Here is a 14,134-nt window from a genome sequence, read left to right on the forward strand (position 1 = left end):
TGTTTGTTGCGCCATCCGGCGCTCCAACGGCCCCTCCGTGTGGCCCTGTTCACAACCACGCGCCTCGTTGTGAAACCCGCTTCGGCTTACGTCCACCGCGCCGACCACCGGAGTTCGCGCGGGAGACGCAGGTCCGCGCCCTGATGCGAGCCGGGGTGCGGCGCGTGGAGCGCGCGGCCGGCTCGCGTGAGCGTGCATCACTGTGGAAAATGGCCTTCAGTGCGCTCTTGTGTCATGTACGCGGGGTGCGCCAAGGTTCAGCCACGGCAGCCCGTCACCCACCTCGTACCGATCGCCTGTCTCGGCGCTCGCCCCCACGGGAGCGACGGCCTGCGCGCGCTGCCGCGACACCTCCGGTGGGGGGCGGCACACCTACCCCCACCACACCGCGACAGCACGGCTCGGCAACACGGTCCGTCCCAGGCACATCCCTCGGCCCCTCCGTCGCCGAGCCCGAAGAGAACCGCGCATGCACACCCTGCATCCCCCGCGCGCGTACCGCAGCGCGCCACGATGAGGAGGACCCCTCACCATGGCAATACCCATGCGCAAGTCCCGACTGGCCACGGCAGTCGCCGCGGTGGCCGCCGTCACCGCCCTCGGCGCGGTCTCCGCGCTCCCCGCCCAGGCCACCGAAGCCAAGGCGGCGGAGGGTCGGATCGTCGACGCGGGCACGGCCGGTGCCATCAAGGGCAGCTACATCGTCACCCTGAACAAGGCCGCCGGGATCGCCTCCACGTCGGGCGAGGGCAAGAGCCTGATCGCCGAGTACGGCGGCACCGTCAGACACACCTACACGGCCGCCCTCAACGGCTACTCCGCGCAGCTCAGCGAGCGCGAGGCGAAGAAGCTCGCCGCCGACCCGGCCGTCGACCAGGTCATCCAGGACACCACGGTGCACGCGACCGCCACCCAGAACAACCCGCCCAACTGGGGTCTGGACCGGATCGACCAGGCCAACCTGCCGCTGGACCAGAAGTACACCTACCCCGACAGCGCGGGCGGCGGCACCACCATCTACATCATCGACACCGGCGTGCGCGTCAGCCACCAGGACTTCGGCGGCCGGGCCGTCAACGGCTACGACGCGGTGGACAACGACAACGTCGCCCAGGACGGCAACGGCCACGGCACGCACGTCGCCTCGACCACGGCGGGCATCGCCCACGGCGTCGCCAAGAAGGCCAAGGTCGTGGCCGTCCGCGTGCTCAACGACCAGGGCTCGGGCACCACCGCGGGCGTGGTGGCCGGCATCGACTGGGTCACCAAGAACCACAGCGGCCCCTCGGTGGCCAACATGTCCCTCGGCGGCGGCGCCAGCTCCGCCCTGGACACGGCCGTGCGCAACTCCATCCGCGCGGGCGTCACCTACGCCGTCGCGGCCGGCAACGACAACCGGGACGCCCGCAACACCTCGCCCGCGCGCGTCGGCGAGGCGATCACGGTCGGCGCCACCACGCGCAGCGACTCCCGGTCGAGCTTCTCCAACTACGGCTCCATCGTGGACCTGTTCGCCCCGGGCTCCGACATCACCGCCGCCTGGCGGACCAGCGACACCGCCACCAACACCATCTCCGGCACCTCCATGGCCACCCCGCACGTAGCGGGCGCGGCCGCCGTCTACCTCGCCAACCACACCAGCGCCACCCCGGCCCAGGTGGCCACCGCCCTGGTGAACGGCGCCACCCCGGGCAAGGTGACCAACCCGGGCAGCGGCTCGCCCAACAAGCTGCTGCGCATCGTCCCGTAACCCACCGAACGGAGCCCCGCGGCGAGACGCGGGCCCCTCGGTAACACGGCCTGACACCACGCACCACACGCACCACACGGCGCACCGCCTCGGGGGTCACCCCGGCGCGGTGCGCCGCCACGCGTGCGCACGCCGACCGCCGGTCCGGGTCCGGGTCCGGGCCCGACCCCAAGCTCCGGTCAGCCCAGCCGTCGACCCGGGGCTCACTCAGCCCCAGCCAGCCCAGCCGTCGCGTCGGCGCGGAAAGGCGGCGACGTGGGATGGCGGCGCGCGCCGGTCGTACGCCGCGACCGGACCACCCGACCGAGCCACCCGGCCGGGCGGGGCCGCCGGCCGGGGCCCGCGAGGGCTCAGTGCTCGGGCAGGGCGGTGCCGCAGCGCCCGCAGTAGCGGGCATCGGTCTCGGGCGCGAGGCGCCCGCACTCGACGCAGACGCGGTGCAACAGACAGGCCGCCTCGCCACCGGCCCGCTCGACCGGGGCGGGAGCACCGATGCTCAGCCCGGGGCGGCGGCGGTGCACGGTGAGGTAGGTGAGGCCGGCGGCGCCGGCGGACAGCGCCCGCCGCGAGCCGTGCGGAAGCCATACGAGGGCACCCGGGCCGAGTGCCGCCTGAGCCTCGTTCACGTCGTCCGCCTCGTCCGCCTCGTCCGCCTCGTCCGCCTGGCCCGGCGGCCCGGCCGCACCGTCCTCCGGGGGCGCGTCGCCGCCGCCCGCCAAGTGCCCGCTGCCCTCGATGACGTACAGGAGCACGTCCAGCCGCGCCTCCAGGTGCGCGGCGACCCGGGCGCCCGGGGGCAGGCGTACGACGTTGGCGTCCAGTTGTCGCTGGTCGACGGCGAGCCGCCACAGGGCGCCGCGCTGCTCCCCGGACGCCCCCTCGGCCAGCTCGCTCACCTGGGCGACCACACGGGGCTCGGGAACCACTCCCACCTGGATCCCCTCTCTCGGCTCGGCTGTTTCGGCACAGTGTTCCGCATCGTACGAAACGAACGACGCGCCCCCTGACCGCGAACCGACCCCGCTGGCCCAGCGCGAACCGACCCCGGCCCAGCGTGCGCCGAGCCCGCGCCGCCCCGCGCCGAGCCCGGACAGCGGGCGGCTGGGTGGAGGCCCTGGGGCAGGGATGGGCGGCTAGCGGGACAGACGGGGACAGGGGGGCGCGGGAAGCGCCGATCGGTACCGGCCGTTCGGGCGCGGCGTCTCCCACGACGCCGCTTGGCGCGCTCACCACCGCGCACGCGCCGGGAGCGCCGCGCGGCGCGTCGGCGGCCCCGGAAGCGCCCCGCCATGTGCCGTGCCCAGGGCCGGGTCCGGCGCGCGTGCCGGTTCGCGGGCCGTGGCCAATTACCGATTCGCCCGCACGTCGGCCCCGTAGACGCCCGCACGGGGAGGTGGTGACGTAGAGCCTGAGCATCCACGGTGCGGTAGTCGGCTCGTGAGCGGGCCGGTACGTGAGCGGAGCAAGTGCCCCGGGTCGTGCGCGCGTCCCACGGTGACGCGTGTGCTCCCTGGTGTGCCCGTGCCGGCCGGGGCCGTCGAGGCTGGCGATGCGGAGTGAGACGAGCGAAGCCGGTGGCCAGGCCGCCGTGCGCACCAACGAACGGGAGAACCACAGCCACGAACGAGACGCGCGCGAGACCGCGCGAGACGAAGAAGAGAAGGAGCACATCCATGAGTGACCGGACACGACACACGCCGGCGAACCGGGGAGCGGACCTCGGCCCCCGGCGATTACGGGCGGCGGCCCGCCCCCTCGCGGTGCTGTTCTCGGCGGGGGTGCTGCTGGTGCTGCCCCCCGCGCCGATGTCGGTGGCCGACAGCGGCGCGCCGACCACCGCCGAGGCGGGCGGCGTCGAACGGCTCAACGGCAAGTCCTGGCAAGGCGGTTGGTCGACCTCCGTCCAGCAGCCCGGACGAGGGTTGTTCCCCAACTGGTCGCAGCAGGGCTTCAAGGAGCAGACGCTGCGTCAGGTGGTCCGGGTCAGCGTCGGGGGCACCAGCGCCCGCTTCAAGCTCTCCAACCGCTACGGCACCGCCCCGCTGAAAGTGACCGGGGCCACGGTCGGGCGTACGGACAAGGGCGCGGCGGTGCGCGAGGACACGAGCCGGCCGCTGGCCTTCGGGAAGAAGGAGTCGGTGACGATCCCGGCGGGTGGCGAGGTGTTCACCGACGCGGTGCCGCTGCGGGTCAGGGCGCTGGAGTCGCTGACCGTCACGCTGTACCTGCACGAGCCGACCGGCCCGGCCACCTACCACATGGCGGCCTCCGCCACGGCCTACCGGGCAACGGGCGACCAGCGGCCCGACGAGAGCGGCAAGCCCTTCACCGAGACCTCGGCGTCCTGGTACTACCTCGCCGACGTCGAGGTGCGGGGCAGGGGCGACGGGCGGCGCGACGGCGTGGTGACCTTCGGCGACTCGATCACCGACGGGATGGGCTCGACCATCGACGCCAACAACCGCTACCCGGACGACCTGGCGGAACGGTTCGTCCGGGAAGAGGGCCCGCGCAGCATCCTCAACCACGGGATCAGCGGCAACATGGTCACCGTCGGCACCCCCGGGACGGGTGAGAGCGGCGTGGACCGCTTCGCCAAGGACGTGCTCGCCGAGCCGGGCATCCGGACGGTCATCGTGCTGGAGGGCATCAACGACATCGGACTGGGCGGGATGGGACAGATCCCGGACGTGTCGGTCGAGCAGTTGATCGCCGGCCACCGCGACATCATCCGTCAGGCTCGCGCCAAGGGCCTCAAGGTGATCGGCTCGACCCTGGTCCCCTTCAAGGGCGCCGGCTACTACACCGATCGCGGCGAGACCAAGCGCGACGAACTGAACAAGTGGATACGCACCTCCGGCGCCTACGACGAGGTCGTCGACCTCGACAAGGTGCTGGCCGACCCCGCCGACGAGGACCGGCTGCTCCCCGCCTACGACAGCGGCGACCACCTGCACCCGAGCGACGCCGGCTACCACGCGATGGCCGAGGCCATCGACATCGACGAGCTCTGACCCCGCGCCCGGCCCCCGCCGACCAGTCGTAGCGGCGCAACTCCCGAACGGGCCGCTCTCGTTCGGCGCGGCGGGTCACGTCGGTGCCGCACCGCCGAGCCGCCGCCGGCCGGCGAGCGGCGTGCCGGTGTACGGGCGGGAGCGCGGGTGGGCCGCGCCGGGGGAGTGGCGGTCGTGTGTGGGGGCGCGACCTACGTCGGCCTCGGCCCGCCCGCGTACCACCGGCCCGCTTCCGGCGCGCCCGCCGGCCCCGTGGGACGGGTCGGCGGGCCGCGCGCGGGGGGGTGCTCGCCGGTCGTCCCGCGCCCCGTCCGGGCGACGGGACGACCGGTGCGGCCCGTGGAGCGGGAGCCCCGTCGGACCTGGCGGGCCCCGGGGGACGGGTGCAGGAGGCGAACGCGACCGTCAGGGGCGGTCGGCCCGCAGCACCCGGAGCACCTCCGCGTCCGTGAGCTGCGCGAAGTCCGCGTACCAGGCGCCGACCGCGTGGAAGGCCGGCGGCTGTTCCAGGCAGACGACCTCGTCGGCCTCCGGGCGCAGCAGGGCCACCGCGTCCGGCGCGCCCACCGGCGCCGCCATGACCAGGCGGGCCGGCCCGCGGGCGCGCGCGAAGCGCAGGGCGGCCCGGGCCGTCGAGCCGGTCGCCAGGCCGTCGTCCACCACGATCGCGGTGTGGCCGGCCAGCTCGGGTTCCGGCCTGCCCTGCCGGTACGCGGCGGTGCGCCGCCGCAACTCCTCCCGTTCGCGGTGCGCGATCGGCGCGAGGTCGTCCTCGGTCAGTCCGAGTTGCGCCAGCGCGGCCTCGTCGTACTGGGGCGGGTCGTCGCCGACCACCGCGCCGAGCCCGACCTCCGCGGCGAACGGCGCCCCGATCTTGCGTACGACGATGATGTCCAGCGGCGCGGCCAGCGCCCGGGCCACCTCGTCCGCGACCGGCAACCCTCCCCGAGGCAGCGCCAGCACCAGGGGATCGGGGTGCTGGCCGCCGGTGCGGTAGTGCGGTAGTCGCTCGGCCAGGGCGCGGCCCGCCGCGCGGCGGTCGGCGAAGCGCATCGGTGGCTCTCCTCTCCGCGACGGGGCGGGCTGCCCACGGGGCGGGGCAGCCACGGCGTGCGGCGCCGGGCGACGCCGCACGGCCGCGCCGGCGGGTCCGGCGCCCCGCGCCTACGATCCCTACCCGTCGCCGGCCGCCGGGCGAGCCCGCATCCGGGTGGTCCGCGCCGGGCCGCACACCCCGCCGGGCATCGCGGCACGGCAGGCGTGCACCCCGCCCGGCACCGCGCACGACAGCCGGGTGGCGCCCCAGGGTCGGGGAGCCACCCGGCTGTCGCTGTCGCGCTCAGTTGCCGCGCAGGCGCTCCATCTCGCGCCGGTCACGCTTGGTGGGCCGGCCCGCGCCGCGGTCCCGGACGCCGAGCAGCGCGACCTCCTCGCGCGGCGGCGGGGGCGGGCTGTTGTCCACGTAGCACTCGGCGGCGATCGCGGCGCCGACCCGCTTGCGCACCAGCTTCGAGACCACGACGACGCGCTCGCGTCCCGCGTGGAAGAGCCGCACCTGGTCCCCCGGCCGCACGGCCGCCGCGGGCTTGACCCGGTCGCCGTTGATGCGGACGTGGCCGCCCCGGCACGCCGTCGCGGCCGCGGAGCGGGTCTTGGTCAGCCGCACCGACCAGATCCAACTGTCGACTCGTACGGTCCCCTCGTCTGCCGTCATGGCACCGACTCTAGCGCCGTGCCGCCGATCACCGGGGTGGGTTTTCGCCCGGGCCGGGCCCCGTGCCCCGGTCGGGCGGCGCGCGGGAGACCGCCGCGCTCCCCGTCCGCGCGGCGGGCCGGCGTGGCAGGTGGCATGCATGCGATGGGGCGGGCACGGTACCCGACTGGCGACGGCTGTGATCCTCGGGTCACGGTCCGTAGCCCGCTCGACCCGCCGGGTGGCCGACCTGCTGGGCGGCACCGCACCGAGGGAGTGAGTCGATGAGCGCGAGAGCGACGCGGCGTGGCCTGGGCCGTCCGCTGTGGCGCTGGCGGCGCAACCCGTTGCGCCGCCGCACGGACGTGATCGAGGCGTGGTCGCTGCTGCTGGCGGCCGTGATCATGGTGGTGGGCGGGGTGACCCTCGGCGTCACGACGGCCCTGCTGGCGCGGGAGCCGCTCATGGAGCAGCACGAGAACCGGTACCAGACGCAGGCCGTACTCGTCAGGGACGTGCCGCAGCGACCCACGGAGCTGGGGGAGCCGGGAGCGAACCGGGTGCGGGCCACCGTCCGCTGGACGGACACCTCGGGCACCACGCACACCGGGCAGACGCGGGTGGACGAGGGGCGCGAGGCGGGCGAGCGGGTGACCATCTGGACCGACGAGCGCGGCGACCTGACCACCGCGCCGCTCAGCCCGGCGCAGGCGACCACCCGGGCGGGCGTGGTCGGTGCCATAGCGGCGACCGGCTTCTGCTGCCTGACCCTGAGCGCCCGCCGCCAGGTGCAGCGACGCCTCGACCGGGAGCGCGCCGCGCAGTGGGAGCGCGCCTGGGCCGAGGTCGGCCCGCGCTGGAGCGGGCGCGTGTGACCCGACACCGGGCCGGGCACGGGAGCGCCTCCACCGGCTTATGACGGCGGGCCCGGGGCGGCTGGGACGGCGGGCCCGGGCAGCGCGCTGAGTGGCCTCCTGACCCGGCTCGGTTCAGGTCGCGGTAGCCGCGTCACCGTGCCTGGTCAGCAGGAGGCCGAGTAGGGCGATCAACGCGCAGAGCGTCATGCCGAGGAAGAGGGGCACCACGGTGTGCCCGCCCGCGATGCCCATCAACGGTGCGACGGCGGCGCCGAGAGCGCTCTGCAGCGCACCGAGCACGGCCGAGCCGGTGCCTGCCGCGTACGACACGCGTTCGAGGGCGAGTGCGGTGGCGGTGGTGAAGACCTGACCGAGGCCGAGGAAACCGACGGCGACCAGGCCCAGCGCCCACACGCGGCTGAGCTGTCCGGCGACGGTGATGAGCAGGGCCAGGGCACTGGAGGCCAGAAGCAGGACCAACCCCACACGCAGGAGGAACCGGGGTGGGTAACGCCCCACGAGGCGAGCCGCCGCCGCGCTCGACAGGGTCGCGGTGAGGGCGCCGACCGAGAAGGCGACGGACGCCTCGCCGACGGTGAAGTTCAGAACGTTCTGCAACAGGAAGGGGGAAGCCGAGATGTAGCAGAACAAAGTGGCGCTGGCGAAGCAGAAGGCGAGGGTGTAGCCGAGATAGGAGCGGTCGGTCAGCACCGAGGCGGCGGCCTTCACCGTGCCGCCGACGCCGTCGGTGTGGCGACGATCAGCCGGCAGGCTCTCCGGCACCAGGAACAACGAGGTCAGGAACATGAGTACGGACGCGCCGGTCAGTACCCAGAACACCGCCCGCCAGCCACCAGGGCCTTCCACCACCACTCCGCCAACCAGTGGCGCCACGATGGGGGCGACACCGCCCAGAGCCATCAGCATGCCGAAGATCCGCGCCGCGGCGGTGCCCGAGGCGCGGTCCGAGACCACAGCCCTGCCCACGACGACGCCCGCGGCGCCGCTGAATCCCATGACGAACCGCAGCCCAGTCAGGGTCCCGAGGGAGGGCGCGACCGCGCACAGCGCGGTCGCCAGCGTGCATACGCCGGTCCCGACGAGGATCGGTTTCCTGCGCCCGTACCGGTCCGAGAGCGGCCCGAGCACCAGTTGACCGGTCGCGAGTCCGAAGAGGAAGGCGGTAAGGGTGAGTTGGACGCCCGCGGCGTCCGTGGACAGGTCCCGTGCCATCGCCGGGAAGCCCGGCAGGTACATGTCCGTGGACAAAGGGATCACGAAGGACAGCAGTGCGAGGGCCGTGATGAGGCCGCCCGGCGGTGACAGGGGTGGCGCCTCGGCTTCCGCTCGGACGGTGCGTATCGACGCGTGAGAGGTCATCGCTGCTCCTGACGAGAAGGGGACGCGGCGATACTATAGATATATAACTATAAGTAAAGCTAGGATGGGGCGATGACCGGTGATGCCGTACCTGACAACGAGGACCTGCTGCACAAGGCCAGGGAGCTGACCCCGGCGCTCTACGCCCTCGCCCGCGTCCTGCGACTACGCGGCGCAGCCGAGGCCGGCCTGCCCCCCCTGCCGCCCTCGGACCTGGATGTCCTGCGCTACGTGCTGGACCGGCCCGGGACGGGAACGAGTGCCCTCGCTCGCGAACTCGGGCTTCACGCGAGCAACGTCAGCACGACCGTGCGAGGTCTGGTCGCCCAGGGCCTGATCCGCCGGGAACCCGATCCGCACGACCGTCGAGCCGTACAGCTCCACCCGACGATCGACGCCGCCCACGGGATGGCGCGGATCGAAGACGCCTGGGCGGAGCTCTTCGCCGACGCCCTCGCCGCCCTGCCCTCCGACCAGCGCGGCGCCCTTGTCGACGCCACTCCCGCCCTGCGCGCGCTCGGCGCCACCCTGCGCCATCGCCGGGACGCCCACCCCGGCTGAGTCGACCATCACGGAACCGAGTGCTGGCCAACGATCCTTCGCCGAAGGGCGGGGGCACGTCCAACGCCGGTTTGCGGCGGCCCGCCCGGCCGGACCTCGCCCCGACCGAGGCGGCATCCAGGGCCCGGCCCTCATCGAGGAGCGGGCAGGCACCTTCAGCCGCGCTCCAACCGCTGTGCGGACGTTCCTCGGGGCCTGGTTACCGGACCGACGCCGCGTGGCGTGAGGTTCCGTCAGTGCCTGCCCGCCGTGCCGAAGAGTTGCGTCCAGTACGTGCCGGCCAGGCTGCCCGTGGCGTATCCGATGCCGATCTCGTCGAAGCCGGGGGAGAGGATGTTGGCCCGGTGGCCGGGGCTGTTCATCCAGCCGCGGACGACGTCGGCGGCGCTGCGCTGGCCGCAGGCGATGTTCTCGCCGATGCCGCGGTGTCGGCAGCCGGCCGCCGCCGCCCGGTCCCACGGCTGTCGCCCCTCGGGCGTGGTGTGGGCGTAGAAGTCGCGGGCCACCATGTCGGCGCTGTGCGCCTGGGCGGCCGTCGCCAGGCCGGGGTCGACGGCGAGCGGGCGCAGCCCGGCGGCCGAGCGCTCGGCGTTGGTGAGCGCCACCACCTCGGCCACCAGGCGCGCCAGGCCCGTGGTCGAGAACGGCGCGGCCCACAGCGCCGTCCAGTACACGTCGCCCGAGGCCGCGCCGACGGCGCGGCCGACGCCGGCGTGGGCGACCGACGGATCGAGCAGCGGCCCGCCGCGCGCGGCGTCGGACTGGCAGTAGTCCACCAACTCGGCGGCCGTGCGCGGCCCGGAGACCAGGTGCTCGGCGATGGTGAGGCAGACGTAGCCGGTTCGCCCGACCCGCTGGTAGACCGAGACGCCGTCCGGGGCCTGGACGCCCAGTCGCTCCTGCCCGGCCATCGCCGCGGCGTGCGCGTTGGCCGCGCTGGTCAGGCGTCCGTCGGGGGCGACGGGGCGGGCGCCGGCGCGCGAGCGCAGCGCGTTGACCCGGGCGAGAGCCTCGCCGGTCGCGTTCGCACCGGTCGCGCTCGGCGCCAACGGGCCGGGCCCGCCGGCCGGTGCGAGCGGCGCGCGGTGGGCGTCCGGCAACGGCGCGGGCGCGGGGGCCGGGGGAGGCGGAGCCTCGTCCAGCACGTCCACGCCGAAGTCGCGGGCCACCCCGGCCAACCCGTCGGCGTACCCCTGGCCCAGCGCCCGCACCTTCCACCGCGCGCCGCGCCGGTAGACCTCGGCGAGCAGCAGCACCGTCTCCGGGCCCGTGCTCCGCGGGGTGAAGCGGGTGACGAGCCCGCCGTCGGCTCGCGCGACACTCAGCGCGGGCGGCGGCAGCGCGCTGAGCGCCGTGCCGGGCTCGGCCGGGCTGACCACCACGGTGACCCGACTGGCGCCGGGGCGCAGGTGCTCGGGACGCAGCGTGAGCGCGTTCCCGTCGAGGCGTACGCCGGGCGCGCCGGGCTGGTTGAAGAAGACGAAGTCCGCGTCGCCGCCGACCCGTCCGCTCTCGTCGGTGATCAACGCCGACACGTCGAAGGGCCCGGGCACCCGAAGCGTCAGCGCGCCCGCGGGCAGGGCCTGGTTGGCACCGGGAACCAGCTCGTCCATCGTGCACCCCCGCTCGTCCACCTGGCCAACGCGCGCGCCCCGCGCCGGGTTCCCACGCTGTCGCGCCCCGCGCGCCCAGCGGGTTGGCCTGCGAACGGGTGGTCCTGCGCCGCCTCCCGCGCGTGGCGCGCGCGTTCGCCTCCCGTGCCCGGCCCGTACGGGGTTGGCTGCTGGACGGCGTGTCCCGACCCTTGACCCGCCCGGCACCGCAGGGCACAAGAAGAGACAGGAACGTCGGCACCTCGCACCGAGAACACGCCGCACACTCAGCCAACTTCGTTCAGAGGATGAAGAGCATGGACGGCATGCGCAGACGAACCCTGCTCGCGGCGATCGGCGGCACGGTCGCCGTGAGCGGCGCGACGGGAGCCCAGTTGGCCACGGGAGCGGCGGCCCAGGCCGCGGGAGGAGGCGACATGGCGGGCGCGGCGCAGCCGTCGGCGCACCGCGCCGGACCCCACGAGGACAAGATCCGGAAGCTGCTGGGGCGGATGACGGTCGAGGAGAAGCTCGGCCAACTCCAGCAACTGACCTGGAACGGTGACACCGGGCCCGGCGGTGGCCAGAACGAGGAGGTCGAGCGGGCCGCGCGCAGCGGCCGGGCCGGCTCCGTGCTCAACCTCCACGGAGCGGCGCACACCAACACCCTGCAACGGCTCGCCGTCGAGAAGTCCAGGCTCGGCATCCCCCTGCTGTTCGGCCTCGACGTCATCCACGGCTTCTGGACGACCTTCCCCATCCCGCTCGCCCAGGCGGCCAGCTTCGACCCGGCGGTGGCCGTCCGGGACGCCGAGGTGGCGTCGGTCGAAGCCCGGTCCAACGGGGTGCGGTGGACCTTCGCCCCCATGATGGACGTCACGCACGAGCCGCGCTGGGGGCGTATCGCCGAGGGGTCGGGCGAGGACCCGCACCTGGCCGAGCGGTTCGCGGCGGCCAAGGTCACCGGGCACCAGGGCCGGGCAGACGGCACCGACCTGGCGCGCGCGGACCGGATCGCCGCCTGCGCCAAGCACTTCGTCGCGTACGGCGGGGCCGAGGGCGGACGGGACTACAACACCGTCGACGTCTCGGAGGCGCGGCTGCGCAACCTCTACCTGCCGCCCTTCAAGGCGGCCGTGGACGCCGGGGTCGCCACCGTCATGGCCTCCTTCAACACCATCAACGGCGTGCCCGCGCACGCCAACCCCCACACCCTGACCGACGTGCTCAAGCGGGCGTGGGACTTCCCCGGCTTCGTGGTCAGCGACTACACCGGCGTGCAGGAGATGATCACGCACGGCTTCGCCGCCGACACCGCGGACGCGGCCCGGCTGGCGCTGACCGCCGGCGTGGACATGGAGATGGTCGGCACCACCATCCGCGACCACGGCGCGAAGCTGCTCGCCGCGGGCGACATCAGCCAACAGCGGCTGGACGACGCGGTGACCCGCATCCTGCGCGTGAAGTTCCAACTCGGCCTCTTCGACAACCCGTACGCCGACGAGGGCGCCGCCGTGACCGCCCCGACCCCGGCGGCCCGCAAGGCGGCCCGCGAGGTCGCCAGCCGCTGCCTGGTGCTGCTCAGGAACGAACGGAGAACGCTCCCGCTGCGCCGCGACACCGCCTCGATCGCGGTCGTGGGCCCCTTCGGCGACTCGCCCGACCTGCACGGGACCTGGGCCGGCCCGGGCGGGAAGAAGTTCCGCGCCACCACCGTTCTCGACGGGATCAGGAAGGCGGCTCCTGCGGCCAGGGTGAGCCACGCCCAGGGCGTACCCCCCGAGGGCGGGGACACCAGCGGGATCAAGGCGGCGACGGCCGCGGCCCGGGCGGCCGACGTGACGGTCGTCGTGGTCGGTGAACCCTCGGCGATCAGCGGCGAGGCCAGCTCGCGCAGCCAGCTCGGACTGCCCGGCGCGCAGGCCGAGTTGATCGCCGCCATCGCGAAGGTCGGCAGGCCCTTCGCCGTCGTCGTGGTGGGCGGTCGCCCGCTGACGATGGGCGACTGGCTGGCCTCCGCGCCCGCCGTGGTGATGGCCTGGCACCCGGGCATCGAGGGCGGGAACGCCATCGCCGACGTCCTGTTCGGCACCGTCAACCCCGGGGGCAAGCTCCCCGCGTCCTTCCCCCGGGCCGTCGGACAGATCCCCATCCACTACAACCACGAGAACACCGGACGCCCCTACAAGGCGGACGAGAAGTACACCTCGAAGTACCTCGACCTGCCGCCCGGGCCGCAGTTCCCGTTCGGGCACGGCCTGAGCTACACCACCTTCGAGATCACCCCACCCCGGCTCGGCGCGGACCGGATCGGCGCGGACGCGCTGCGCGCGGGCGACACCGTCGAGGTCACCACCACCGTCCGTAACACCGGCGACCGGGCGGGCGACGAGGTGGTGCAGCTCTACGTGCACGACCCGGTCGCGAGCATCGCGCAACCCGTGCGCCGACTGCGCGGCTTCCGCCGCGTCAGCCTCGACCCGGGCCAGAGCCGCACGGTGCGCTTCTCGCTCGGCGCCGACGACCTGGGCTTCTGGACCAACGACAGCGCGGGCCGCTTCGTCGTCGAGCCGGGCACCATCGAGGTGTACGTGGGCGGCGACTCCACGGCCCGCGACAAGGCCGTGCTGCGGGTCACCTGACGCCCACGGTCCCGCCGCGGGCGGCCCGGGCCCGTTCCCGGACCGCCCGCGTGCGGGGTGCGCGGGGGCCGGTAGCCGCACCGCCCCATGAGGCCAGGGGCGCCAGAGCGAGAGGGCTGGCCCCCCGCCCGGGCGCGCTTCGGCGGCGTGCGACAGTCTGTCTGTGCTGTCGCGATGGTTTTATGCCCTGTTGAGTCTTCTGTTCCTGCTGGTGTTCCTGGCCGGCGCCGGCGTGGCCGCCTGGGCCGAGGACGAGCGGATCACCTGGCTGAGCCAGGGCGGCATGGCCGTGGGCGGCGGCGCGGCGGGTTTGAGTCTCGTGATGGCCGGGCGGGCCGTCCTCTTCGGGCGCTTGCGCCGGGCCATGTTCCGCCTGCCGCCATCTCAGGGCCGGCACCGGCGCCCCGACGGGCCGGAGTGAAGGAGGCGGTGGGCCAGCGCGCTGCCAAGCCCCGCGCTCGCGTCTGCCTCGGTTACCCGGGGCCGGCGGGGCGCAGCCCTTCCCGGACGCGGAATTCGGCCAGGGCGGGGGAGCCCTTGGCGGCCGGCCGAACACGTCGCGTAGTTCATGTGGACACCCGCACGCTCACCCTCTGATCTCGCTTCGAAACCCCGCCTGACCGCCGACAGCGCTCGCGAACAGGG

12 protein-coding genes are annotated in these 14,134 nt (G+C 74.4%); 7 read left to right on the top strand and 5 right to left on the bottom strand.

All coding sequences use genetic code 11. The features are described from left to right. Nucleotides 1-532: 532 nt before the first annotated feature. Nucleotides 533-1,750: a S8 family peptidase gene (locus H7H31_RS31925; RefSeq protein WP_232110184.1), complete on the top strand. Its 1,218-nt coding sequence runs from the start codon at nt 533-535 to the stop codon at nt 1,748-1,750. Nucleotides 1,751-2,100: 350 nt separating this feature from the next. On the opposite strand, the gene H7H31_RS31930 is transcribed toward H7H31_RS31925, so the two are convergent. Further along, nucleotides 2,101-2,676: a zinc ribbon domain-containing protein gene (locus H7H31_RS31930; RefSeq protein ID WP_187064660.1), complete on the bottom strand. Its 576-nt coding sequence runs from the start codon at nt 2,674-2,676 to the stop codon at nt 2,101-2,103. Between the two features lie 623 nt (nt 2,677-3,299). Between H7H31_RS31930 and H7H31_RS34710 the strand changes: the two genes are divergently transcribed. Next, a complete protein-coding gene (locus H7H31_RS34710) occupies nt 3,300-3,431 on the top strand; it encodes a hypothetical protein (protein ID WP_261905869.1) in 132 nt (43 codons plus the stop codon). Beyond that, nucleotides 3,424-4,764: an SGNH/GDSL hydrolase family protein gene (locus H7H31_RS31935; RefSeq protein ID WP_232110185.1), complete on the top strand. Its 1,341-nt coding sequence runs from the start codon at nt 3,424-3,426 to the stop codon at nt 4,762-4,764. Before H7H31_RS34710 ends, H7H31_RS31935 begins: the two co-directional genes overlap by 8 nt. 405 nt (nt 4,765-5,169) lie before the next feature. Here H7H31_RS31935 and H7H31_RS31940 read toward each other — a convergent pair whose 3' ends face one another. Both H7H31_RS31940 and H7H31_RS31945 read right to left on the bottom strand, forming a co-directional pair. Beyond that, nucleotides 5,170-5,817 (bottom strand): phosphoribosyltransferase, encoded by a 648-nt coding sequence (locus H7H31_RS31940; RefSeq protein ID WP_187064639.1) that lies wholly within the window; start codon nt 5,815-5,817, stop codon nt 5,170-5,172. A gap of 286 nt (nt 5,818-6,103) precedes the next feature. Further along, nucleotides 6,104-6,478, bottom strand: coding sequence for an RNA-binding S4 domain-containing protein (locus H7H31_RS31945; RefSeq protein WP_187064640.1), 375 nt, complete (start codon nt 6,476-6,478; stop codon nt 6,104-6,106). Between the two features lie 263 nt (nt 6,479-6,741). On the opposite strand from H7H31_RS31945, the gene H7H31_RS31950 reads away from it, so the two are divergent. Beyond that, nucleotides 6,742-7,332: an Rv1733c family protein gene (locus H7H31_RS31950; protein WP_187064641.1), complete on the top strand. Its 591-nt coding sequence runs from the start codon at nt 6,742-6,744 to the stop codon at nt 7,330-7,332. Between the two features lie 114 nt (nt 7,333-7,446). Here H7H31_RS31950 and H7H31_RS31955 read toward each other — a convergent pair whose 3' ends face one another. Next, nucleotides 7,447-8,694: a multidrug effflux MFS transporter gene (locus tag H7H31_RS31955; protein ID WP_187064642.1), complete on the bottom strand. Its 1,248-nt coding sequence runs from the start codon at nt 8,692-8,694 to the stop codon at nt 7,447-7,449. 72 nt (nt 8,695-8,766) lie between these two features. Here H7H31_RS31955 and H7H31_RS31960 point away from each other — a divergent pair, with 72 nt between their 5' ends. After that, nucleotides 8,767-9,255 carry a MarR family winged helix-turn-helix transcriptional regulator gene (locus H7H31_RS31960; protein ID WP_187064643.1) on the top strand — a complete coding sequence of 163 codons (489 nt, stop codon included), beginning with the start codon at nt 8,767-8,769 and terminating at the stop codon, nt 9,253-9,255. 233 nt (nt 9,256-9,488) lie between these two features. Here H7H31_RS31960 and H7H31_RS31965 read toward each other — a convergent pair whose 3' ends face one another. Further along, a complete protein-coding gene (locus H7H31_RS31965) occupies nt 9,489-10,868 on the bottom strand; it encodes a CAP domain-containing protein (RefSeq protein ID WP_187064644.1) in 1,380 nt (459 codons plus the stop codon). Between the two features lie 296 nt (nt 10,869-11,164). Between H7H31_RS31965 and H7H31_RS31970 the strand changes: the two genes are divergently transcribed. Continuing rightward, the gene (locus tag H7H31_RS31970; protein WP_187064662.1) at nt 11,165-13,489 is read left to right on the top strand and encodes a glycoside hydrolase family 3 N-terminal domain-containing protein; all 2,325 of its coding nucleotides are present in this window, start codon (nt 11,165-11,167) and stop codon (nt 13,487-13,489) included. Between the two features lie 190 nt (nt 13,490-13,679). Further along, on the top strand, nt 13,680-13,910 hold the full coding sequence (locus tag H7H31_RS31975) for a hypothetical protein (RefSeq protein WP_187064645.1): 231 nt from the start codon (nt 13,680-13,682) through the stop codon (nt 13,908-13,910). Nucleotides 13,911-14,134: the final 224 nt, after the last annotated feature.

The sequence above is a fragment of the Streptomyces buecherae genome, assembly GCF_014295035.1.
In the GTDB taxonomy this organism is placed as follows: Bacteria; Actinomycetota; Actinomycetes; order Streptomycetales; family Streptomycetaceae; genus Streptomyces; species Streptomyces youssoufiensis.